Below are 20,619 nucleotides of genomic sequence, written 5' to 3'. Positions count from 1 at the left end.
AGGTCAGCATAGCGGTTGAGGAGCCGCCGGGAGGATTGCATGACTGGGGCTGGGACTAGGGCCGGGGACGAAGCGCGCAAAGCCGTGCTCGTGGCAGAACGTATCTCGAAATCATTTGGCGACGTGCAGGTGCTGTTCAGCGTCGATTTCGACGTGTTGCCCGGCGAAGTGCATGCGCTGATGGGCGAAAACGGTGCCGGCAAGTCGACGCTGGTGAAGATCCTGTCGGGTTTCGAGCAGGCGACGGCCGGGCGCATCCTGCTGGATGGCCAGCCGGTCATCCTGCCGCCGAATGGCGCGGCCGAAGCGCTGGGCATCGTGCTGATCCACCAGGAATTCAATCTCGCAGAGCATCTGACGGTTGCCGAAAGCCTGTTTCTCGGCCGCGAAGTGACGCGTTTCGGCGTGCTCGACCGCAAGTTCATGCGGGCCGAGACGGTGCGGGCGCTCAACCAGCTCGGCTCGCCGATCGATCCGGATGCGCTGATCAGTTCGCTGGCGGTGGCCGACAAGCAGATGGTCGAGATCGCCAAGGCGATCAGCCGCAAGGCGCGTATCGTGTTCATGGACGAGCCGACCGCCGTCCTGTCACGGGAAGAAACGGATGTGCTGTTTGCCCAGGTGCGCAAGCTGCGCGCCCAGGGTACGAGCTTCGTCTTCGTCAGTCACAAGCTGGACGAGGTGATGGAGCTGACCGACCGGGTCACCGTGCTGCGGGACGGCCAGTGGGTGAAGACGGCGCCGACCGCCGTGCTTGACGGGGAATCCATCGCGCAATTGATGGTCGGGCGCGAGCTTTCCAGCCTCTATCCAACCAAGCACGAGCCGAATGTCGATGAAGAGGTGGTGCTTTCGGTCAAGGATCTGAGCACCGCCTATGTCAAGCATGTCAGCTTCGAGCTGAAGAAGGGCGAAGTGCTCGGCTTTTCCGGTCTGATTGGCTCCGGCCGTACCGAGCTGATGGAGGCGGTTGCCGGGCTTCGGCCGCGCCTGTCCGGCGTCGTCCAGCTGAAGGGCACGGACCTGTTGCCGGAAGATTTTCGCGAAGCGAACCGGCGCGGGCTGGCCTATATGACCAAGGATCGCAAAGGCAAGGGTCTGCTGCTCGGTGAGGGGATGACGGCGAACCTGACATTGCAGGCGATCGACCAGCATATCCGCCATGGCTATCTCGATCCGTCGAGCGAGACGAAGGCGATGGCGCGGGCCAAGCGGCGCTTCGACATTCGCGTGCGCGATGAACGCGTGCGGGTCGGGCGCATGTCGGGCGGCAACCAGCAGAAACTGTTGCTGGCGAAGATCATGGAGATCGAACCGCAGATCATCATCATCGACGAGCCGACGCGCGGGATCGATGTCGGGACCAAGCAGCAGATCTATCATTTCATTGCGGCACTGGCCCGCGAGGGGCGCTCGATCATCGTGATTTCCTCGGAAATGCCGGAAGTGATCGGGCTTTGCACCCGGGTGGCGGTGATGCGCGAGGGACGCCTTGTCGGGGTGCTCGAGGGCGAGGAGATCAGCGAGCAGGTGATCATGCGCTACGCCGCCGGACTGAAGAGACAACTGGCCAGCTGACGGGTCCGGCTCGGCCGGATCACGGATTGCGCCAGAGACAAAAGACAGGGGAATGGACCGCCTCAGAAGCGTCCATCCGGGAGGAGACGACCAGTGAATACGACTGCCGAGACAGAGAGCACACCCGAAATCCGTGGCCGGCGTACCTGGCGCGATGTCGATCTGCGTGCCGTGGCGCCGTTTGCGGCCTTGCTGCTGCTTTTGATCGTCGGTGCCATGGTCAATCCCAATTTCATCGGCCTGAACAACCTTGCCAATGTCGCAACCCGCTCGGCCTTCATTGCGATCATCGCAGTTGGCGCGACCTTCGTGATTTCTTCCGGCGACCTTGATCTGTCGGTCGGCTCGATGGTGGCCTTCGTCGCCAGCCTGATGATCCTGTTCATGAATTCCGGCGTGATTGCCGATCCGGCGCTGATGCTGGCGACGGCTGCGGTGCTGACCGTGGTGATCGGTTCGCTGTGTGGTCTGGCCAATGGCCTGATCACCACCGTCGGCAAGATCGAACCCTTTATCGCGACGCTCGGCACGATGGGCATCTATCGCGGCCTCACCACCTGGCTCTCCCAGGGCGGGGCGATCACCCTGCGTTCCCCCGAGCAGCAGGAACTGTATCGCCCCGTCTATTTTGGTTCGTTTCTCGGCATACCGCTGCCAATCCTGATCATCCTGATCGTAACGGCGATCGCCGCCTTCATCCTCTACCGCACGCGTTATGGTCGCCATGTGGTGGCTGTCGGTTCGAGCCGCGACGTGGCGCGTTATTCCGGCATCGCCGTCGACCGGGTGCGGACCATCGCCTTCATCATCCAGGGTCTCTGCGTGGCCATCGCCGTTCTGCTTTACGTGCCGCGGCTGGGGTCGACATCGGCCACGACCGGCATCCTGTGGGAGTTGCAGGCGATCACCGCCGTTGTCGTTGGCGGTACGGCGCTCAAGGGCGGCGCCGGCCGGGTCTGGGGCACGATCTGCGGCGCCTTCATCCTCGAACTCGTCGGCAATATCATGCTGCTGTCGAACTTCATCTCCGAATATCTGATCGGCGCCATCCAGGGCACGATCATCATCATCGCGATGCTCGTCCAGCGGTCGCTGGCGCGCAAGGCGTAAAGAAACGGCCGGGCAGGAGGGTCGCCCGGTCCGTCGTTCAGTCGACCCTTAGTCACTTTGGGAGGAAACCAATGCACAAGAAACTGTTGGGTCTGGCCGTCGCCATGACGGCGTTGACCGCGATCTTCACGGCTGCGCAGGCGCAGGAGACGAAGACCATCGGCGTCTCCATTCCGGCCGCCGACCACGGCTGGACGGCTGGCGTCGTCTACCATGCAAACCGCGTTGCCGAGCTTCTGATGAAGGAGCATCCGGGCCTCAACGTCATCGTCAAGACTTCGCCGGATCCGGCAAGCCAGGCCAATGCGCTGCAGGATCTGGAAACCCAGGGCATCGACGCTCTGGTCATCCTGCCGACCGATCCGGATCCGCTGGTCAACGCGATCAAGGAAATCAAGGGCAAGGGCACGTTCGTCTCGATCGTCGACCGCGCGCCGAGCACCAATGACAATTCGGTGCGTGACCTCTATGTTGCGGGCAACAACCCGGCGCTGGGCGAAGTCGCCGGCAAGTACATTGCCGAGAATACGCCGGACGCCGAAGTCGTCGTCATCCGCGGCCTGCCGATCCCGATCGACCAGCAGCGCCAGGACGGTTTCGACAAGGGCATCGAAGGCTCCAACGTCAAGGTTCTCGACCGCCAGTTCGGCAACTGGAACCGCGACGACGCCTTCAAGGTCATGCAGGACTACCTGACGAAATATCCGAAGATCGATGTGGTCTGGTGCCAGGATGACGACATGGCCGTCGGCGTGCTGCAGGCGATCGAGCAGGCCAAGCGCACCGACATCCAGTATGTCGTGGCCGGTGCCGGCTCAAAGGACATGATCAAGAAGGTCATGGACGGCGACAAGATGATCCCGGTCGATGTTCTCTATCCGCCGTCGATGGTTGGCACGGCGATGGAACTGACGGCTGCGGCGATCTACGACCAGGTTCCGGTCCATGGCACCTATGTGCTCGACGCGACGCTGATCACCAAGGACAACGCCCAGAACTACTATTTCCCGGACTCGCCTTTCTGATCCACGGACACTCACGAACATTGCTCTGCCCGGGTTTCCCCGGGCAGATTTTATGCCGCCTTCATCATTGCGGTTGTATCGAAAAACCATCTCCTGTAATCGTTTACGGAAACGTTGCAGGATGCTCAGGGAGGAGAATTCATGAAGACGATCAAGGGGCCGGCGATCTTTCTCGGTCAGTTTGCGGGTGACGCAGCACCGTTCAATTCCTGGGATGCGATCACCAAATGGGCGGCCGACAAGGGCTATCTGGGCGTGCAGGTGCCGACCTGGGCCGGTCAGCTGATCGACCTCAAGAAGGCGGCCGAATCCAAGGACTATTGCGACGAACTCGCCGGCGTGGCGCGCAACAACGGCATCGAAATCACCGAACTTTCAACCCATCTTCAGGGCCAGCTGGTGGCCGTACATCCGGCCTATGACGAAGCCTTCGACGGCTTTGCGGCACCGGAAGTGCGCGGCAACCCCAAGGCGCGGCAGGAATGGGCCGTGCAGCAAGTTAAATACGCGCTGAAAGCATCGAAGCATCTCGGCATCAAGGCGCATGCGACCTTTTCCGGTGCGCTCGCCTGGCCTTACATCTATCCTTGGCCGCAGCGCCCGGCCGGTCTGGTCGAGGCCGCCTTCGACGAGCTGGCCCGCCGCTGGACGCCGATCCTCGACTATGCCGACGAGCAGGGCGTGGACGTTTGTTACGAGATCCATCCGGGCGAAGACCTGCATGACGGCGTGACCTTCGAGATGTTCCTCGAGCGGGTGAAGAACCACCCGCGCGCCAACATGCTCTATGACCCGTCGCATTATGTGCTGCAATGCCTGGATTACTTGGACAATATCGACATCTACAAGGACCGGATCAAGATGTTCCACGTCAAGGACGCGGAATTCAATCCGACCGGCCGACAGGGTGTCTATGGCGGCTATCAGGGCTGGGTCAACCGGGCCGGGCGCTTCCGCTCGCTGGGCGACGGCCAGGTCGATTTCGGTGCGGTCTTTTCGAAAATGGCGGCCAATGATTTCGATGGCTGGGCCGTGGTCGAATGGGAATGCGCGCTGAAACATCCGGAAGACGGCGCACGCGAAGGGGCGGAATTCGTCAAGGCGCATATCATCCGCGTGACGGACCATGCCTTCGACGATTTTGCTTCTGGTGGCACGGATGACGCGGCCAACCGGCGGATGCTGGGGCTCTGAGACGGTGAGCGTCCCGGCATAATGGTACCCCCCTCTGCCCTGCCGGGCATCTCCCCCTCAAGGGGGGAGATCGGTTGCCGAGATGTCGGTGGCCTTTCAATTGGGGCGAAACGCTGGCGGGCAATCTCCCCCCTTGAGGGGGAGATGTCACGAGAGTGACAGAGGGGGGTAACCCTCGCACTACATTATCATTCGGGAGAAAGACATTATGGCGATCGAAGCAGGCAAGACGGAAGAGCGGAACCCGAAGATCCGGCTCGGCATGGTGGGTGGCGGATCGGGTGCGTTTATTGGTGCTGTGCATCGGATCGCGGCGCGGATCGACGACCAGTATGATCTGGTTGCCGGCGCGCTGTCGTCGACGGCGGAAAAGTCGCTGTCGTCCGGACGTGAACTGGGGCTCGATCCCGAGCGCTGCTATGGTTCCTTCGAGGAGATGGCGGAAAAGGAAGCGATCCGGCCGGATGGTATCCAGGCCGTATCGATCGTCACGCCGAACCATGTCCACTATCCCGCAGCCAAGGCCTTTCTTGAGCGTGGCATCCATGTCATCTGCGACAAGCCGGTGACCTCCAATCTCGAAGATGCGAAGAAACTGAAAGCGGTCGCCGACAAGGCCAAGGCCCTGTTCATTCTGACCCATAACTACACCGGCTATCCGATGGTTCGCCATGCACGCGAACTGGTGCAGAACGGCGATCTCGGCGAGATCCGGCTGGTGCAGATGGAATATCCGCAGGATTGGCTGGCGGAGCCGATCGAGCAGACGGGCCAGAAGCAGGCGGCCTGGCGCACCGACCCGAAGCAGTCGGGTGCGGGTGGTTCCACCGGCGACATCGGCACACATGCCTATAATCTCGGTTCGTTCATTTCCGGCCTCGAGCTGGATGAGCTTGCCGCGGATGTGCACACGTTTGTCGAGGGCCGCCGGCTGGACGACAATGCCCATGTGATGCTGCGCTTCAAGGGTGGCGCAAAGGGCCTTCTGTGGTGCAGCCAGGTGGCCGTCGGTCACGAGAATGGCCTGAAGGTGCGCGTCTATGGCACCAAGGCCGGTATCGAATGGACGCAGGCCGATCCGAACTATCTCTGGCTCACCCGTCTCGGCGAGCCGAAGCAGCTGATCACCCGCGGTGGCGCGGGTGCGGGCGCTGCGGCCGGCCGCGTCACCCGCATTCCGAGCGGTCATCCGGAAGGTTATCTCGAAGCCTTTGCGACGATCTATACGGAAGCAGCGCTCGCGATCAATGCGGCGCGGACCGGTGCCAAGGTCGATCCGGCGGTGGTCTATCCGACGATCGACGATGGCGTGAAGGGTGTCGCTTTTGTTGAGGCTTGCATCGAGTCGGGCAAGAAGAATGGCGGCTGGGTGAAGCTCTGACGGCTTGAGAGTGCAAGATTGCCCCTCACCCTGACCCTCTCCCCGCAGGCGGGGAGAGGGGACGGATACGGTAGTGGGTTTGCCTCCCACCTCCCCCTTGAGGGGGGAGGTCGCGCGGAACGCGCGGGTGGGGGTGATCCTGGCATTTTGATGTGACGCGGGCGATCACCCCACCCCGGACCTTCGGTCCGACCCTCCCCCTCAAGGGGAGGGTGGATTTCCTGCAACGTTGCAGATTTTTCTCCCCTTTGTCTTCACGCTGTCTGATGATTGGTTTAAATCGCAGTCGAGATTTCGGCGGCAGTCCGGCTGCCGCATCAAGACAAGGACCCATTCCCGATGATCGATCCGAAACTGTTTGCCGACCGGTTTCCCGGCGATTTCCTGTTTGGCGTGGCGACGGCCTCATTCCAGATCGAGGGAGCGTCGAAGGCCGATGGTCGCAAGCCGTCGATCTGGGATGCGTTTTCCAACATGCCGGGCCGGGTTTTCGGCCGGCACAATGGCGACGTCGCCTGCGACCACTACAATCGCTGGGAAAGCGATCTCGACCTGATCAAGGCCATGGGCGTCACCGGCTACCGGTTCTCGATCGCCTGGCCGCGCATCGTTCCGGAGGGGACCGGACCGATCAACGAGGCGGGTCTGGATTTTTATGACAGGCTGATCGACGGCCTGAAGGCGCGCGGCATCAAGGCCTATACGACGCTCTATCACTGGGACCTGCCGCTGGCCCTGATGGGAGACGGTGGCTGGACGGCGCGCTCGACCGCCTATGCCTTCCAGCGCTATACCAAGGTAATCATGGAGCGGCTGGGCGACCGCCTCGATGCTGTCGCCACCTTCAACGAGCCGTGGTGCTCGGTCTGGCTGTCGCATCTCTACGGTATTCATGCGCCGGGCGAACGCAACATGGATGCGGCGTTGCATGCGCTGCATTATACCAATCTTGCCCATGGTCTCTCCGTTCAGGCGATCCGGGAAATTGCGCCGAATGTGCCGGTCGGCCTGGTGCTGAATGCGCATGAGACGCTGCCAGGGTCGGACAGTGCGGCAGATATCGCGGCTGCCGAGCGGGCGCACCAGTTCCACAACGGCGTGTTCTTCGATCCGGTGTTCAAGGGCGAATATCCGGCGGACTTCCTGTCGGCTCTCGGTTCGCGCATGCCGAAGATCGAGGAGAACGACCTTGAGATCATCAGCCAGAAACTCGACTGGTGGGGACTGAACTACTACACGCCGATGCGCGTCTCGGACGATCCGGCACCCGGCGCCGAATTCCCGGCTACGATCGGCGCGCCGCCGGTGTCCAAGGTGCAGACGGATATCGGCTGGGAAGTCTATGCGCCGGCACTGAAGTCGCTGGTCGCGCGTCTCTACGGGCGCTACGAATTGCCGGTCTGCTATATCACCGAGAATGGCGCCTGCTACAATATGGAGGTCGAGAACGGCGCGGTCGATGACCAGCCGCGGCTCGACTATTATGTCGAGCATCTGTCTGTGGTCGCCGACCTTATCCAGGACGGCTATCCGATGCATGGCTATTTCGCCTGGAGCCTGATGGACAATTTCGAATGGGCGGAAGGTTACCGGATGCGCTTCGGCCTCGTGCATGTCGACTATGACACGCAGGTGCGCACGGTGAAGAAGAGCGGCAAATGGTATAGCGCGCTGGCGGCGGAGTTCCCCAAGGGAAATTTCAAGCCGGACTGAGCGTCGCCGCGCGGCAGACAGGATCGCGGATGGGCAGCATCGAGGTCACCGACTACGACCCTGATTGGCGGGCGCTTTTCGCGGCGGAAAAAGCTGCGCTCTTGAGCCTGCTGGGCGAACTCGTGGATGATATTCATCACGTTGGCAGCACGTCGGTCGTGGGACTGCGTGCCAAGCCGAAGATCGACATCGATGCCGTCATCCGAGATGAGGGGATGATGGCCGAAGCGGTCGAACGGGTAAAGGCGATACCGAAATACACGTTCCATGGCACGCCCTATTCGGATGGCATGTGGACGTTCACGTCCGGGCGTGGCTCCCGTGGCAACCGGCTTTATCTCTGTGGGCCGAACAATGCCACGCATGAAAAGCGTATCCTGTTTCGCGACTGGTTGCGCAGTCATCCCGAGGACTCCGCGGATTATGCCGCGCTGAAGTGTCGCTTGGCGGCTGAGGCGAATGGCGACTGGACCTATTACACCGGTGGCAAGGCCGCATTCGTCGCAAGGATTGTCGACATCGCATCGCGATAGTGGATGACGATGAAATGGTTGTCCGTCATTGCCTGGTGCGTTTTGCCTGACATTGTGTGAGGCGGCGCAGGTTTGACCTGCGACACGGTGGCCACTTCCGATGTGGATGTCGTTTGGATAGATTTATCCATCGGTGGCCCAAAATCGGAATGCATTTGCTCGGTTTTGGCGCTGACCGGTGCAATAAGCAGATCAGTTTTCCCCAATGCGGTGCTAAAACGCATTGTGCAAATTTGAAAGACAGGGATCGGAATGGTAAGGCGGCGTTTCATGTGCCGAATGTGTTGCTCCCGGTAAGTCCGCGAGAAACCCCGATCCATGGCCGCGTGGCCAGCTACCGAAGAGACTTTTCATGACCCTATCCGGACTTTCGACGCCTTCCGCGCGGGGAGCGCTGCGATGACGAATGCCCTTGTCGAAGAGAGCATCGGCGCGCCCGCCATGGTGGCTTTTGAAGGCGTGACCAAACATTTCGGCGAGAGCCGCGGCCAGTCCGGCTTCACGGCGCTGGCCGGGATCGACTACACGGTTCCGAAAGGCGCCATTACCGGGATTATCGGTCGGTCCGGTGCGGGCAAGTCCACCCTGATCCGGCTGGTCAACGGGTTGGAAACGCCGAGCACGGGCAAGGTTCTTGTCGATGGCGTCGATGTCGGTGGTCTTGACGATGCCGGCCTTCGCCGTCTGCGCCGTTCCGTCGGCATGATCTTCCAGCATTTCAACCTGCTGTCCTCGCGCACCGTTGCCGACAATATTGCCCTGCCGCTGGAAATCGCCGGTTACGACCGCATGTCGATCCAGGCGAAGGTCGGGCCTCTGATGGATCTGGTCGGGCTGGCGGACAAAGCCGGGCGCTATCCCGCCGAGTTGTCGGGTGGGCAGAAGCAGCGCGTCGGCATTGCCAGGGCGCTTGCGACCGAGCCATCGCTGCTGCTGTCGGACGAGGCAACGTCGGCGCTCGATCCCGAGACGACCCAGTCGATCCTCGATCTGTTGAAGACCATCAATCGCGATCTCGGGCTCACCGTCCTGCTGATCACCCACGAAATGGAGGTGGTGAAAGCCATCGCCACGCGCGTCGCTGTGATCGACAAGGGGTTGATCGTCGAGGAAGGACGCACATTCGACGTCTTCACCCGTCCGAGCCATGAGACCACGCGCGCGCTGTTGTCCGGCCTGACCGGCACGAAGCTCCCCGAAGCGATCGCACGCCGGCTGAAGCCCGTTGCCGGAGCGGGCGACCGGTTGTTCGTGCGGTTGAATTTCTTCGGGTCCACCGCCGAGCAACCGCTGGTCTCGCGGTTGATGAGCGAGCTTGGCTCGGACGTCAATATCATCACCGGCACGATCGACGAGATCGCCGGCGAACCCTATGGGTCGCTGGTGGTGTCCTATGTGGCGGCGCCCGACGTCGTTGCGCGGGCGAACCATTTTTATGCCGAAACCGGCCTGACCACGGAGGTGCTCGGCTATGGCGCCTGAGATGCTGTTCAATCTTTTGCTGAAAGCCCTTTTGCAGACGCTGCAGATGGTGGCGGTCGCCGGCGTGATCGGCACGCTGATCGGCCTGCCATTCGGTGTGTTTCTGGCAACCAGCGGCCGCGGCGAGCTGTTTGCTGCCCCTTCCGTCAACCGCGTGGTTGGCCTTGTGGTCAATGCCGCGCGCTCGACACCCTTCATCATTCTGGTGGTTGCGATCATTCCCTTCACCCGGCTCATCACCGGCACATCGATCGGCACGTCTGCCGCCATCGTTCCGCTGACGATTGCGACCATCCCCTTCGTGGCCCGCCTGATCGAAGCGGCCATTCGCGAGGTCGACAAGGGGCTGATCGAGGCGGCGCGGGCCATGGGGGCGACACCTTTGCAGATCGTCGCCAAGGTGCTGCTGGCCGAGGCCAAGCCCGGTATCGTGCTTGCCCTGACGATGACCGCTGTCAGTCTTGTCGGCTATTCCGCCATGGTTGGTGCTGTCGGTGGCGGCGGTCTCGGCGATCTCGGCATCCGCTACGGCTACCAGCGCTTCATGCCGGATGTGATGCTGGCCGTTGTCGTGGTTCTCATCGTGCTGGTCCAGGCGGTGCAGAGCGCCGGCGATGGACTTGCCCGGCGCTTCGACAAAAAAAGCCGGAAAAACTGATCCTTTCCAAGCGATAAACAGAAAATACAAGGAGACATTCCATGAAAAATCTCATTCTCGCGGCCTCGCTCGCCGCTCTGTTCTCTGCCGGTACTGCCCTGGCTGAAAGCATCAAGATCGGTGTTACCCCGGGTCCGCATGCCCAGATCATGGAGAAGGTCAAGGAAGTCGCGGCGACCAAGGGCCTCGACATCGAAATCCTCGAATTCTCCGACTATGTCGTGCCGAACCAGGCGCTGACCGATGGCGATCTCAATGCCAACTCGTTCCAGCATCAGCCTTACCTCGACAACCAGGTCTCCGACCGCGGTTTTGATCTGGTCAGCGTTGCGCAGTCGGTGAACTTCCCGATGGGCGTCTACTCCAAGAAGATCAAGAGCCTTGCGGACCTCGCCGACGGCGCCACCGTTGCGATCCCGAACGATCCGACCAATGGCGGTCGTGCACTGCTGGTGCTGGCCGACCAGGGCCTGATCAAGTTCAAGGACGGTGCCGGGTTGAAGATCGGTCCGGCCGACGTGATCGAAAATCCGAAAAACCTGACCTTTGCCGAACTGGACGCGGCTCAACTCCCGCGTGCCCTTGATGATGTCGACGCTTCGGTGATCAATACCAATTACGCGCTCGAAGCCGGCCTCAATCCCGGCACGGACCCGATTGCGCGCGAAAGCGAAAAGGCACCCTATATCAACGTCATCGCGGTCAAAGCCGCCGACAAGGACGCTGCCTGGGTCAAGACACTGGTCGAATCCTATCACAGCGATGCCGTGAAGGCCTTTATCCAGGACGAATTCAAGGGTGCCGTCATCCCGGCCTGGTAATCGCTTCCTGAGCGACTGACATTCGGTGTCGAGCCTTAAAACAACCTTTCCGGGAAAGTCCCGGAAAGGTCAGTGCCCGTGAATTAGAAGAATTTAAAATTCCAATATTTTCATTGCATGTCAGTATGTTAAGCTAAATTGAACACATTATGCGCAGGGTGGATCTTCATGCCAAGGTTCACATATGCGACTTCCTGCATTTGACATTCGAGGGTTGCGTGCCCAGCTGGATCGCCGCTTTGCGGTGACATTCATGCTGATTGTCTTTGCAGCACTGGCTGTCATCGTGACCAGCATTGTTCTCACCGCACTCGATCGCGTCGCCAGTTATGCCAACCACCTCGATGAGGAACGGTCCCGCGAGACGCTTGTCGGCGCGATTGAAACGTTCAAGCATCAGCTCGGGGCGACACTGAACGACTACGCAGCCTGGGACGATGCCGCCGACTACATCTATGTGCGGCGCGATGCCGACTGGGTCGTCCGTAACTTCGGCGACATGACCTTTGAAAGCGACCTGTTCGACGTGGCGATATTGCTCGATGCTCAAGGTGTCGCCAGCATGGCATATTCCGACGGTGCGCCGATCGATGGCTCCCTGAACGACTATCTGACAGCGGACGTTTCGGGATTGCTGGCAAAGGTTCAGTCGATTCCTGATGGCGAGATGCCGCAGGCGCTTGGATTTACCAAGACCGCCAAAGGCATCGGGGCAGCCGGCGTCGCGCTGATCCGGCTGAAATCCGGCGATGTGACTGTCGACGCGGACCAACGGGCCTATCTCATCTTCATGCGGCATCTGAAGACCGATACCGTGGAGCGGATTGGCCAGGCCTATGTTTTGCCGGGTCTGAAGCTGAGCGAGGCCGATCCGGCGATTTCGCATCGGGTGGACATTCTGTCACCGACGCAAGCGGTCCTGGGTGCGCTCGGCTGGGATCTGCGTGCGCCGGGCGATATGAGCCGCGCGCAGGTGCGCTCGCTCGTCACCAGCGCCGTGGTCCTGATCGGATTTTACTGCGTGATGCTGTTTGTTGTCGGCGCCAAGGAGGTGCGGCGGTTGCGCGGTGACGAGGCGGCGGCAATCAAGCTCTCACGGACAGACAGATTAAGCGGGCTTGCCAACCGCGAGGGCCTGTTCTCGGCATTGGCGCAGAGTGTTGAGGATGCCAAGGGCAGCGGCGAGGATGTTGTGCTGCTCTATCTCGACCTCGATGGTTTCAAAGAGGTCAACGACGCTTATGGGCACGGCACCGGCGACCGGCTTATCCGCGGCGTTTCGGCCGGCCTCGAAATGCTGGTCGGCGATGACGCCGTGCTCGCCCGCGTCGGCGGCGATGAGTTCGCCATTGCGCTGTCCGGCATCGATGTCGAGGCGCGTGCGATCGCGCTCAGCGAGGCAATCCTGCAGTTCTTCGGTGAACCGCTTGCGGTCGGCGAGCGGGTTGTGGTGATCGGTTGCAGCATCGGACTCAGCGTTTCACCGGCCGGCAGCGTCGATGGCGAAGAGATCATTCGGCGCGCCGACATGGCGATGTATTCGTCCAAGGAAGGCGGCCGCGGCCGCTGGACGGTCTATGACCCGGCGATGGACGAGGAGCGGGAAAGCCGCAACCAGCTGGAGCTAGATCTGAGGGAAGCCATTCAGCGGGGCGAAATTACCGTTGTCTACCAGCCGGTCGTCAGTTCCCAGCACTTCGCCCTGGTGAGCGTCGAGGCGCTGGCGCGCTGGCATCGGCGCGGACATGGGCCGGTGTCGCCCGATGTGTTCATCCCGATTGCCGAAGCCAGCGGCCTGATCGACCAGCTCGGCATGTCCGTGCTGCGCCAGGCGCTGGAACAATTGCGCAGCTGGCCGGACCTGCGGCTGTCGGTCAATGTGTCGCCGGGCCAGTTCCGTGATCCGGCGTTCGTCGCGCGTGTCCAGGCGGTTTTCATGGAGACCGGCATCGAGCCGTCGCGGACCGTGCTGGAAATGACCGAAAGCTATTTCATCCAAAGTCCCGAACGGGCGCGCGCGGCACTGGAACGGCTGCGGCAGATCGGCGTGCGTATTGCGCTTGACGACTTCGGCGCCGGCTTTTCCAGCGTCGGCTATCTCAGGCAGTTCGGCTTCGACCGGATGAAGATCGACCGGTCGATGGTTCTGGCGCTGGAGGAGGGCCACCGCGCCGTCGAGACGCTGCAGGCAACCGTGGCGCTTGCCCGTTCGCTGGATATTCCGGTGACGGCCGAAGGCGTGGAGACGGAACAGCAGGCGGTCATGTTACGGCTTGCGGGCTGCGACGAGCTGCAGGGCTATCTGTTTGGCAGGCCGTGCAGCGCAGACGAAATCGAAATCCTGCGGCACAAATCAATGGAGCCACGCGCCCGCGCTGCCGAGCAGGTATTCTACGCACACGCCGAAAGGCGCAATCTGGGTTGAGTTTCATCCCATTCCTGTCACTCTTCCCTCTTTGGTTGTCGGAGGAATTGGCATGGGACGTCTGCAGCTTCCGCTTTCGGGTGATGTCACCCAAACGATCAATCCCTGGACCTGGGTGTTCAGCCCGAGCCAGGGTGGACAGGTCGGCTTGTTCAATTTCAGCATCGACCTTGGGCCATCGACCAATCCCGCGGTTGAAAAGGATATCCTCAGCGGCGTTGCAAGCTACGGCAAGCAACTCGGCCGGGTCGAGGATGCCTTGCGGCTGGTGATCGATACGCTCGAGGGCCTGGTGCCGGACCGCAAGCTGTCGGACGACAAGGCGGTCATCGCGTTCAAGGCGCTGATGTACGAGATCGACAATGTGAAGGCGCAGCACAAGGCGGGCTGACTGAGCGGTCGGTTCGCGCCTGGCGCTTGATGGCGTCGGGCGTCGCTCCGCGGTCGGTCACTCGCCGATATGTCTTTCGCCGCGCTTCTTCGCCAGATTGATCTGCAACTGGCGCTGGCGGAAGCGGTCGCGGTCAGCCTCGGTGCGGCTGTCGTAGCACTGGCTGCAGGAGACGCCCTCCTCATAATGGGCAGAGGTCATCTCTTCGGCGGTGATCGGATTGCGGCAGGCGTGGCAGAGTTTGTGCTCGCCTTCCTTCAAGCCATGGGTCACCGACACGCGCTCGTCGAAGACGAAGCAGGCACCGTCCCAGAGGCTGTTTTCCTCCGGCACTTCCTCGAGATATTTCAGGATGCCGCCCTTGAGGTGATAAACGTCTTCGAAGCCTTCCTGCTTCATGAAGGCTGTCGCCTTCTCGCAGCGGATGCCACCGGTGCAATACATGGCGATCTTCGGCTTGTTGTGCAGGCCGGGATTGTTGCGCACCCAGTCGGGAAACTCGCGGAATGTCTTGGTGTTCGGGTCCATGGCGCCGCGAAAGATGCCGATCGCCGTCTCGTAGTCATTGCGGGTGTCGATGACGATCGTGTCCGGATCGGAGATCAGATCGTTCCAGTCCTTTGCATCGACATAGGTGCCGACGATCTGGTTGGGGTCGATGTTCTCGACGCCCATGGTGACGATCTCTTTCTTCAGCTTCACCTTCATGCGCACGAAGGGCATTTTTGACGCGCGGCTTTCCTTGTGCTCCAGGCGGGCAAATTCCGGCTGGGCGCGCAGGAACGCCAGGACCGTGGCGATGCCGCCATCGGTGCCGGCGATCGTGCCGTTGATGCCTTCATGGGCGAGCAGCAAAGTGCCCTTGATGCCTTCCGCCTTGCACAGGGTCTCCAGCGGTTCGCGAAATGTCTCGAACCGGCCGAACTGGGCAAAATGATACAGTGCGGCCACGCAAAACGCGCCGCCTTCTTCGTGGCGAGGGGCTTGGAGATTGTCTGTCATGGCAGGCGAAATACCTTCTTGAGCCCTGCTGTGCAACGGATTTTCGCAATCGGCCCGAAGTTTGAAAATCGTCAATTGGGCGGGCGGTGCGGTCCGATGACCGGCAGGGTCCAAACATTTCAGCTGCTCAGGCCGGTGGATTGAAGACGCGGATGCGGTGACCGTCGGGATCGGCAATCGCAAAGGTGCGGCCGAATTCGGCATTGATCGGTGGCTGCAGCACGGTCACGCCGAGGTTCTGCCAGGTAGCGAATGTCGCATCGACCTGCGTCGGGTCTGTGGTTCGGATTGCCAATTCGCAGCCGCCGCCGGTGATGCTGGTCGCCGGCTCCACCGTATGGCGCGACCACAGGCCGAGCACGAGGCCCGACGGCAGGACAAAAAGACCAAACGTGTCAGAGACTTCGACCGGTGTGTGGTCGAACAGCTGCTGATAGAAGCTGGCGCTGATGCGGGTGTTGTCGACGTAAAGAATGGTCATTGTCGGGGTCATGGTCATCTCCTGTTGCTTGACTGGGCACAGGATACGATTGGATGATGCCAAAAAATGTCAGCATCGTTTTCGGCTATAATATCAACCGGTTCGGAATGTTGTTGCGCTGGCGCCATTCCTTCAGCAGCGCGGCGCGGCGCTTGGGGTAGCGGCCGGCGCCCAGATCGGCCGTCTCGATGCGTTCGCTACGAAAATTGCGAAAGTCATGGCGCAGGGTGCACCACGTCATCAGCACGCGGGCACCGTCGAAATAGCTGAGGGCGAACGGCCAGACGGTGCGGCGCGAGGTCTGGCCGGACAGATCGCGGTAGGTGATGTCGAGCGGATATTCCTGGCGAAGTGCCTGACGCAGGAGACCGATTGCAACCCTGTTTACGGGCAGTGGGATTCCCGGCCCGGCCAGCAGGCTGGTTTCGCCGAGACTACCTCTCAGATCGTCCGGCAGAACGGCATTGATCTTGGCGAGGGCATCGCGAGCCGCTGTGGCAAAGCTGTCATCGGTGCGCTGGGCGACGAAGTTGAAGCCCAACATCAGTGCTTCGATCTCGTCGCGGGTGAACATCAGTGGCGGCAGCATATAGGTTGGCTTCAGGACGTAACCGATGCCCGCTTCCCCCTCGATGTCTGCACCTTGTGCCTGCAAGGTGGCAATGTCGCGGTATAACGTGCGCAGCGATATGGCGAGTTCAGCAGCCAGTGTGCCGCCGCTGACCGGAAGGCGATGGCGGCGCAGGACTTGCAGCAGTTGGAGAAGGCGTTCGGAACGGCTCATGGGCGCATTCTATAGCCGATGCTGCCAGGAGATGGCAGCAATGTTTCAGCTGGTGGTTGCTTCGAGCCAGAGTGCCGCGACGATGGCGGCTTCCTGGGCGGGTGCTTCGGCAAAGACTTTCTTCGCCCGGTCAAGGCCCAGCCGGCGCAGTTCCTGTTGCTGGCGGATGATCATGGCGAGCAGATGCGCGAATGCTTCGCCGCTCCCGACAAGATCGGGATGGTGGTCGAGCTGTTCGATCAGCAGGGTCAGATCGTGTTCGTGGCCGAGGATATCGACCAGTTCCTTTGCAAGATGGCGCTTTGCGGCAAATGCCGAGGGCCAGAGCTCGCGGAGCAGCAGGAGGTTCATCCAGTAGCCCTGGACGGCCTTGCGCAGATCGTGAAAGGCTTCGCCATGGCCTTCCTCGCGGCATGTCGCCAGCGCCACGTGGCCCTTGGCAAGCGCCTTCTTCCAGCCCTTGGCCAACAATCTTGCGGTCGGGCGGGGCTTGGACGGCAGTTCGAGGCTGGAGAATGCGGTGACGGATGCGCGACATTGCACGATCGCAGCGGACACCTTGTCCGTCAGGTCGCCTTCTTCCGAGGCCAGCCTGTCGCGGCGTTCCGTCAGCGCCTGATGGGCGAGGGCGACCGTCGCTTTCTCGTCGCTGTTCAGGGCATGGCCGGCCAAATAGGCCATGCTTTCGATCAGGGCTGTTGCATCGCGTACGGTCGACAGCGAACGCGCGGTGTCGCGCAGCCGAGCGTTTTCGGTTTTGCGGGTTTGCTTGTCCTCGATCGCAACCAGTCGCAACAGGTTGCGCAGGCGCTTGAACTTCTTGCGCGCATCGTGGATTGCTTCATGCAGGCCGTCGGGCTGATGTTCGAGGCTGGTGATGGCGCGCTGCAATTGCGCGGTGGCGACCTGTCGGACCTCGGATGCGAAATCGCCGTCAGGTCTAATGCGATATGGCATGCACACGCTCCGGCACGAGCCGTTCGGTGGCCAAAGCCTGGTTCGAATAGCGCCGGTCGCCGGTCACTTCGCGGCCAATCCACTCCGGCTGGCGCGGCTGGTCGGTTTCCGACTGCATCTCGACCTCGGCAATCACCAGGCCGCGATAGGCACCCTCGAAGACGTCGATCTCCCAGGTGAAGCCGTGATAGTCGACGGTATAGCGGGTCTTTTCGATGATGTTGCCTTCGGCAAAGCCGATCATTTCCAGCGCATCGTCATAGGGGATCGGATATTCGAATTCGTCGCGGGTGATCGTGCCGCTGCCGAACTTGATCGTCAGCTTGGCGGAATGGTTGTTGCTGGTGCGGACCCGCACGGAGCGATCCGTATCGACAGAAAGATAGGCTTGACGCAGGCTGGTCTGAGAGGTGACGTTCTGGCGCCAACTGTCATTTCGAACCAGGAACTTGCGTTCTATTTCCTTCGCCATGGTACTCATGCTCCGAAAAGACGCCGACGGGCGTAACCTAGCGCAAGACGAGAGCTTGGCAACCGGTAAAGCGTGCGCGCGCGCATTTGTCTCGACATCGAGGCGCCTGCGCGGTACTGAAACAGGAAATCTAATCGTTTTAAGAGGCCTCCGATCATGGGCGATAAAACCGCAAAACTGCTCTCCACCCTGAAGCTTCAGCCGGTCGTGCCGGTGCTGATCATCGACGATGTGGACACAGCCGTGCCGCTTGCCAGAGCGCTGGTTGCCGGTGGCCTGAAGGCGATCGAAATCACCCTGCGCACCGATGCAGCGCTGGAAGCCGTCCGGCGCGTGGCAGCCGAAGTCGAGGGTGCCGTCGTCGGTGCCGGCACGATCCTCAATGCGAAACATTTCGAAGCAGCGGTCGCTGCCGGTTCGCAGTTCATCGTCAGCCCCGGCACGACGCAGGAACTGCTGGATGCCGCCCGCGCATCCGAGATCCCGTTGCTGCCGGGTGCGGCCACGGCGTCGGAAGTCATGGCGCTGCGCGAAGAGGGCTATCAGGTTCTCAAATTCTTCCCGGCCGAGCAGGCAGGCGGTGCTGCCTACCTCAAGTCCCTGTCGTCGCCGCTCGCCGGCACGCTGTTTTGCCCGACCGGCGGTATTTCGCTGAAGAATGCCAAGGACTATCTGTCGCTGCCGAACGTCGTCTGCGTTGGCGGTTCCTGGGTGGCCCCGAAGGAACTGGTTGCCGCGGGCGATTGGGCCGGCATCACCAAGCTTGCCGCCGAGGCTTTCGCGCTGACGGCTTGAGCCTTCTACGCTTTGCCGGGCCGCGAGGTCCGGCGAATTTCTTTGATCCGTCTTTGTAATTTAGCTGTCGGCTTCTTATCTACCGGTCTCGATAGACGGCCAAAGGAGACCGCCATGTTTGATGCAAAGAAGCTGCTGGATCAATTTCTGGGTTCGCAGATACCCGGAACCAATGGAAGCGTGCGGAAAGGCGCTGGCGATGTCGTCGGGCTTGCCAAGTCCAATCCGCTGGCCACTGGTGCGATCGCAGCCGTGCTGCTTGGCTCAAAGACCGGCCGCAACCTGGCCGGCAGTGCGGTCAAGCTCGGTGGTCTCGCGGTGATCGCGGGCCTCGGCTACCAGGCCTACAAGAATTACCAGGCCGGGCAGACGCCGGAGCCGACACAGTCGCTTCCGGAGCTTCTGCCGCCGCCTTCCGACTCGCCGTTCAGCCCGGATGCCGCCATCCAGAGCGAGGATTTCGCCCTTGCACTGGTACGCGCGATGATCGCTGCCGCCAAGGCAGACGGTCATATCGACGAGAGCGAACGCAGCCGGATCATGGACAAGGTGCATCTGTCGGGTATCGGCGCCGAGGCCGAAGCCTTCATCCAGTCCGAGCTTGCCAATCCGACCGATCTGGATGCCATGGTTGCCGCTGCGCGCACCGAGGAGCAGAAGGTCGAACTTTATACGGCGTCGCGCCTGGCGATAGACCCGGACACACGGGCCGAGCGCGGCTATCTCGACATGCTGGCCGGTCGTCTCGGCCTGGCCGATGCACTGGTCGATCACATCGAGGCCACCGTTTCGGCGGCCAAGGTCGAGGCCTGACCGCTCCAGCGGTGAACGCAACATGCTGGCCGGTTGCCTTTGGCGGGCGGCTGGCCTAAGCGTTGGCGATCGACCAATGAGAGGCGAGCATGCGCGATCTTTCCACGTTCAAGGGGTGCCCGGCACCCCAGGGTGTCCGGCTTGAGGGCCGCTTCGTCACGCTTGAGCCCTATGATCGGGCGCAGCACCTGAAGGCGCTGTGGGACGGGCTGGGCGGCATGGCGATCAATCCGCTGCTCACCTATTTCACCCAGCCTAATTTCGCCGGCATCGAGGATTTCGATGCCTGGCTGACCGGCGTCCAGACCAAGGGCGGCTGGGTGACACATGTTTTTCGTGACAAGAACAGCGGCGAGATCGTCGGCATGGCAAATTACATGCGCGCCGATCCGGTGAATGGCGTGGTCGAAGTCGGCGGTGTGGCGCATGGCCCGGCGATGAGCCGCACGCCGATTGCCACCGAAGCGCATTATCTGATGGCGCGGCATGTTTTCGACGATCTCGGCTATCGTCGCTACGAGTGGAAATGCAACAACGACAACCAGCCGAGCAAGACGACGGCTGTGCGCTACGGGTTCAGCTTCGAGGGAATCTTCCGCCAGCACATGCTGTCGAAAGGGCAGAATCGGGATACCGCCTGGTACTCGATCATCGATGGTGAATGGCCGCTGGTGAAGGCTGGATTCGAGGCTTGGCTTGCGCCGGAGAACTTTGACGATGCCGGCCAGCAGATCCGCCGGCTCGAGGAAATTCGCAACGAGATGAGCCAGGGAGTGCCGGCATGAGCGAGGCCAGAAATAACGATCGCTCGACCGCCATCGCGGCAGGCCTGGTGTTGCTTGGTTTCGGAGCGGTTCTGCTCGGCTTGCCGAGCATCGTGCTGTGGATCGGCAATTATTCGCCGGCGCTGGCCGCGGTTGTCGGTACAGTCGGCATCATGTCCTTCTTCCTGGTGCTGTGGCTGCGCGCCCGCTACCAGCGCAGCCATCCGACCAAGGACTGAG

General features: G+C 61.4%; 22 protein-coding genes. 16 read left to right on the top strand and 6 right to left on the bottom strand.

Annotation, left to right across the window (positions count from 1 at the left end; all coding sequences use genetic code 11):
• Nucleotides 1-39 precede the first annotated feature (39 nt).
• The 7 genes from LQ231_RS17620 (at nucleotide 40) to LQ231_RS17590 (ending at nucleotide 8,534) form a co-directional block, all read left to right on the top strand.
• On the top strand, nucleotides 40-1,578 hold the full coding sequence (locus LQ231_RS17620; protein ID WP_230172567.1) for a sugar ABC transporter ATP-binding protein: 1,539 nt from the start codon (nucleotides 40-42) through the stop codon (nucleotides 1,576-1,578).
• 93 nt (nucleotides 1,579-1,671) lie between these two features.
• Nucleotides 1,672-2,688: an ABC transporter permease gene (locus tag LQ231_RS17615; protein WP_230172566.1), complete on the top strand. Its 1,017-nt coding sequence runs from the start codon at nucleotides 1,672-1,674 to the stop codon at nucleotides 2,686-2,688.
• Between the two features lie 71 nt (nucleotides 2,689-2,759).
• The gene (locus LQ231_RS17610) at nucleotides 2,760-3,713 is read left to right on the top strand and encodes a substrate-binding domain-containing protein (protein ID WP_230172563.1); all 954 of its coding nucleotides are present in this window, start codon (nucleotides 2,760-2,762) and stop codon (nucleotides 3,711-3,713) included.
• 141 nt (nucleotides 3,714-3,854) lie between these two features.
• Nucleotides 3,855-4,907 (top strand): sugar phosphate isomerase/epimerase, encoded by a 1,053-nt coding sequence (locus tag LQ231_RS17605; protein ID WP_230172560.1) that lies wholly within the window; start codon nucleotides 3,855-3,857, stop codon nucleotides 4,905-4,907.
• Nucleotides 4,908-5,115: 208 nt separating this feature from the next.
• Nucleotides 5,116-6,288, top strand: coding sequence for a Gfo/Idh/MocA family oxidoreductase (locus LQ231_RS17600; protein ID WP_230172558.1), 1,173 nt, complete (start codon nucleotides 5,116-5,118; stop codon nucleotides 6,286-6,288).
• Nucleotides 6,289-6,627: 339 nt separating this feature from the next.
• On the top strand, nucleotides 6,628-8,001 hold the full coding sequence (locus LQ231_RS17595) for a GH1 family beta-glucosidase (RefSeq protein WP_230172555.1): 1,374 nt from the start codon (nucleotides 6,628-6,630) through the stop codon (nucleotides 7,999-8,001).
• A 29-nt stretch (nucleotides 8,002-8,030) separates the two neighbouring features.
• On the top strand, nucleotides 8,031-8,534 hold the full coding sequence (locus tag LQ231_RS17590; protein WP_230172552.1) for a GrpB family protein: 504 nt from the start codon (nucleotides 8,031-8,033) through the stop codon (nucleotides 8,532-8,534).
• On the opposite strand, the gene LQ231_RS17585 is transcribed toward LQ231_RS17590, so the two are convergent.
• Nucleotides 8,477-8,806 (bottom strand): hypothetical protein, encoded by a 330-nt coding sequence (locus tag LQ231_RS17585; protein WP_230172550.1) that lies wholly within the window; start codon nucleotides 8,804-8,806, stop codon nucleotides 8,477-8,479. The genes LQ231_RS17590 and LQ231_RS17585 overlap by 58 nt on opposite strands.
• Nucleotides 8,807-8,975: 169 nt before the next feature.
• Here LQ231_RS17585 and LQ231_RS17580 point away from each other — a divergent pair, with 169 nt between their 5' ends.
• The 5 genes from LQ231_RS17580 to LQ231_RS17560 all read left to right on the top strand — a co-directional run bounded on the left by LQ231_RS17580 (nucleotide 8,976) and on the right by LQ231_RS17560 (nucleotide 14,311).
• On the top strand, nucleotides 8,976-10,016 hold the full coding sequence (locus LQ231_RS17580; RefSeq protein WP_230173400.1) for a methionine ABC transporter ATP-binding protein: 1,041 nt from the start codon (nucleotides 8,976-8,978) through the stop codon (nucleotides 10,014-10,016).
• Entirely contained in the window at nucleotides 10,006-10,674 is a 669-nt protein-coding gene (locus LQ231_RS17575) for a methionine ABC transporter permease (RefSeq protein WP_230172547.1), read from the top strand. The genes LQ231_RS17580 and LQ231_RS17575 overlap by 11 nt, the downstream gene beginning before the upstream one ends.
• A 41-nt stretch (nucleotides 10,675-10,715) precedes the next feature.
• Entirely contained in the window at nucleotides 10,716-11,495 is a 780-nt protein-coding gene (locus tag LQ231_RS17570; protein WP_230172539.1) for a MetQ/NlpA family ABC transporter substrate-binding protein, read from the top strand.
• A gap of 253 nt (nucleotides 11,496-11,748) precedes the next feature.
• Nucleotides 11,749-13,920 carry an EAL domain-containing protein gene (locus LQ231_RS17565; protein WP_230172537.1) on the top strand — a complete coding sequence of 724 codons (2,172 nt, stop codon included), beginning with the start codon at nucleotides 11,749-11,751 and terminating at the stop codon, nucleotides 13,918-13,920.
• 52 nt (nucleotides 13,921-13,972) lie between these two features.
• The gene (locus LQ231_RS17560) at nucleotides 13,973-14,311 is read left to right on the top strand and encodes a hypothetical protein (RefSeq protein ID WP_113142214.1); all 339 of its coding nucleotides are present in this window, start codon (nucleotides 13,973-13,975) and stop codon (nucleotides 14,309-14,311) included.
• A 57-nt stretch (nucleotides 14,312-14,368) separates the two neighbouring features.
• Here the strand turns inward: LQ231_RS17560 and LQ231_RS17555 are convergent, their stop codons facing one another.
• The 5 genes from LQ231_RS17555 to LQ231_RS17535 all read right to left on the bottom strand — a co-directional run bounded on the left by LQ231_RS17555 (nucleotide 14,369) and on the right by LQ231_RS17535 (nucleotide 18,007).
• Entirely contained in the window at nucleotides 14,369-15,313 is a 945-nt protein-coding gene (locus tag LQ231_RS17555; protein WP_113142213.1) for a rhodanese-related sulfurtransferase, read from the bottom strand.
• Between the two features lie 127 nt (nucleotides 15,314-15,440).
• Nucleotides 15,441-15,806 carry a VOC family protein gene (locus LQ231_RS17550; protein ID WP_007608153.1) on the bottom strand — a complete coding sequence of 122 codons (366 nt, stop codon included), beginning with the start codon at nucleotides 15,804-15,806 and terminating at the stop codon, nucleotides 15,441-15,443.
• Between the two features lie 73 nt (nucleotides 15,807-15,879).
• Nucleotides 15,880-16,578: a YafY family protein gene (locus LQ231_RS17545; RefSeq protein WP_113142212.1), complete on the bottom strand. Its 699-nt coding sequence runs from the start codon at nucleotides 16,576-16,578 to the stop codon at nucleotides 15,880-15,882.
• A gap of 45 nt (nucleotides 16,579-16,623) precedes the next feature.
• Nucleotides 16,624-17,535 carry a CHAD domain-containing protein gene (locus LQ231_RS17540; protein ID WP_230172535.1) on the bottom strand — a complete coding sequence of 304 codons (912 nt, stop codon included), beginning with the start codon at nucleotides 17,533-17,535 and terminating at the stop codon, nucleotides 16,624-16,626.
• Entirely contained in the window at nucleotides 17,519-18,007 is a 489-nt protein-coding gene (locus LQ231_RS17535) for a CYTH domain-containing protein (RefSeq protein WP_113142210.1), read from the bottom strand. Before LQ231_RS17535 ends, LQ231_RS17540 begins: the two co-directional genes overlap by 17 nt.
• 156 nt (nucleotides 18,008-18,163) lie before the next feature.
• On the opposite strand from LQ231_RS17535, the gene LQ231_RS17530 reads away from it, so the two are divergent.
• From LQ231_RS17530 to LQ231_RS17515, 4 genes are all read left to right on the top strand, one after another.
• A complete protein-coding gene (locus LQ231_RS17530) occupies nucleotides 18,164-18,802 on the top strand; it encodes a 2-dehydro-3-deoxy-phosphogluconate aldolase (RefSeq protein WP_230172533.1) in 639 nt (212 codons plus the stop codon).
• A gap of 114 nt (nucleotides 18,803-18,916) precedes the next feature.
• Complete coding sequence (locus tag LQ231_RS17525; protein ID WP_113142208.1) at nucleotides 18,917-19,615, top strand: tellurite resistance TerB family protein; 699 nt, start codon at nucleotides 18,917-18,919, stop codon at nucleotides 19,613-19,615.
• 89 nt (nucleotides 19,616-19,704) lie between these two features.
• A complete protein-coding gene (locus LQ231_RS17520) occupies nucleotides 19,705-20,400 on the top strand; it encodes a GNAT family protein (RefSeq protein ID WP_230172531.1) in 696 nt (231 codons plus the stop codon).
• The gene (locus LQ231_RS17515; protein WP_113142206.1) at nucleotides 20,397-20,618 is read left to right on the top strand and encodes a hypothetical protein; all 222 of its coding nucleotides are present in this window, start codon (nucleotides 20,397-20,399) and stop codon (nucleotides 20,616-20,618) included. The genes LQ231_RS17520 and LQ231_RS17515 overlap by 4 nt, the downstream gene beginning before the upstream one ends.
• The last annotated feature ends 1 nt before the right edge of the window (nucleotide 20,619 follow it).

The organism is Rhizobium sp. CECT 9324 (assembly GCF_918741265.1).
GTDB lineage: Bacteria > Pseudomonadota > Alphaproteobacteria > Rhizobiales > Rhizobiaceae > Allorhizobium.
The sequence above is the reverse complement of the archived record's forward strand: the minus strand, read 5'-3'. Positions and strand labels throughout refer to the sequence as shown.

Coding starts and splice junctions, on each gene's coding strand:
- LQ231_RS17565 (WP_230172537.1), top strand. CDS start 11,749: ATGCTGATTGTCTTTGCAGCACTGGCTGTCATCGTGACCAGCATTGTT.
- LQ231_RS17570 (WP_230172539.1), top strand. CDS start 10,716: ATGAAAAATCTCATTCTCGCGGCCTCGCTCGCCGCTCTGTTCTCTGCC.
- LQ231_RS17575 (WP_230172547.1), top strand. CDS start 10,006: ATGGCGCCTGAGATGCTGTTCAATCTTTTGCTGAAAGCCCTTTTGCAG.
- LQ231_RS17560 (WP_113142214.1), top strand. CDS start 13,973: ATGGGACGTCTGCAGCTTCCGCTTTCGGGTGATGTCACCCAAACGATC.
- LQ231_RS17540 (WP_230172535.1), bottom strand. CDS start 17,535: ATGCCATATCGCATTAGACCTGACGGCGATTTCGCATCCGAGGTCCGA.
- LQ231_RS17525 (WP_113142208.1), top strand. CDS start 18,917: ATGTTTGATGCAAAGAAGCTGCTGGATCAATTTCTGGGTTCGCAGATA.
- LQ231_RS17605 (WP_230172560.1), top strand. CDS start 3,855: ATGAAGACGATCAAGGGGCCGGCGATCTTTCTCGGTCAGTTTGCGGGT.
- LQ231_RS17580 (WP_230173400.1), top strand. CDS start 8,976: ATGGTGGCTTTTGAAGGCGTGACCAAACATTTCGGCGAGAGCCGCGGC.
- LQ231_RS17610 (WP_230172563.1), top strand. CDS start 2,760: ATGCACAAGAAACTGTTGGGTCTGGCCGTCGCCATGACGGCGTTGACC.
- LQ231_RS17545 (WP_113142212.1), bottom strand. CDS start 16,578: ATGAGCCGTTCCGAACGCCTTCTCCAACTGCTGCAAGTCCTGCGCCGC.
- LQ231_RS17535 (WP_113142210.1), bottom strand. CDS start 18,007: ATGGCGAAGGAAATAGAACGCAAGTTCCTGGTTCGAAATGACAGTTGG.
- LQ231_RS17595 (WP_230172555.1), top strand. CDS start 6,628: ATGATCGATCCGAAACTGTTTGCCGACCGGTTTCCCGGCGATTTCCTG.
- LQ231_RS17555 (WP_113142213.1), bottom strand. CDS start 15,313: ATGACAGACAATCTCCAAGCCCCTCGCCACGAAGAAGGCGGCGCGTTT.
- LQ231_RS17620 (WP_230172567.1), top strand. CDS start 40: ATGACTGGGGCTGGGACTAGGGCCGGGGACGAAGCGCGCAAAGCCGTG.
- LQ231_RS17515 (WP_113142206.1), top strand. CDS start 20,397: ATGAGCGAGGCCAGAAATAACGATCGCTCGACCGCCATCGCGGCAGGC.
- LQ231_RS17600 (WP_230172558.1), top strand. CDS start 5,116: ATGGCGATCGAAGCAGGCAAGACGGAAGAGCGGAACCCGAAGATCCGG.
- LQ231_RS17585 (WP_230172550.1), bottom strand. CDS start 8,806: ATGAAACGCCGCCTTACCATTCCGATCCCTGTCTTTCAAATTTGCACA.
- LQ231_RS17530 (WP_230172533.1), top strand. CDS start 18,164: ATGGGCGATAAAACCGCAAAACTGCTCTCCACCCTGAAGCTTCAGCCG.
- LQ231_RS17550 (WP_007608153.1), bottom strand. CDS start 15,806: ATGACCCCGACAATGACCATTCTTTACGTCGACAACACCCGCATCAGC.
- LQ231_RS17520 (WP_230172531.1), top strand. CDS start 19,705: ATGCGCGATCTTTCCACGTTCAAGGGGTGCCCGGCACCCCAGGGTGTC.
- LQ231_RS17590 (WP_230172552.1), top strand. CDS start 8,031: ATGGGCAGCATCGAGGTCACCGACTACGACCCTGATTGGCGGGCGCTT.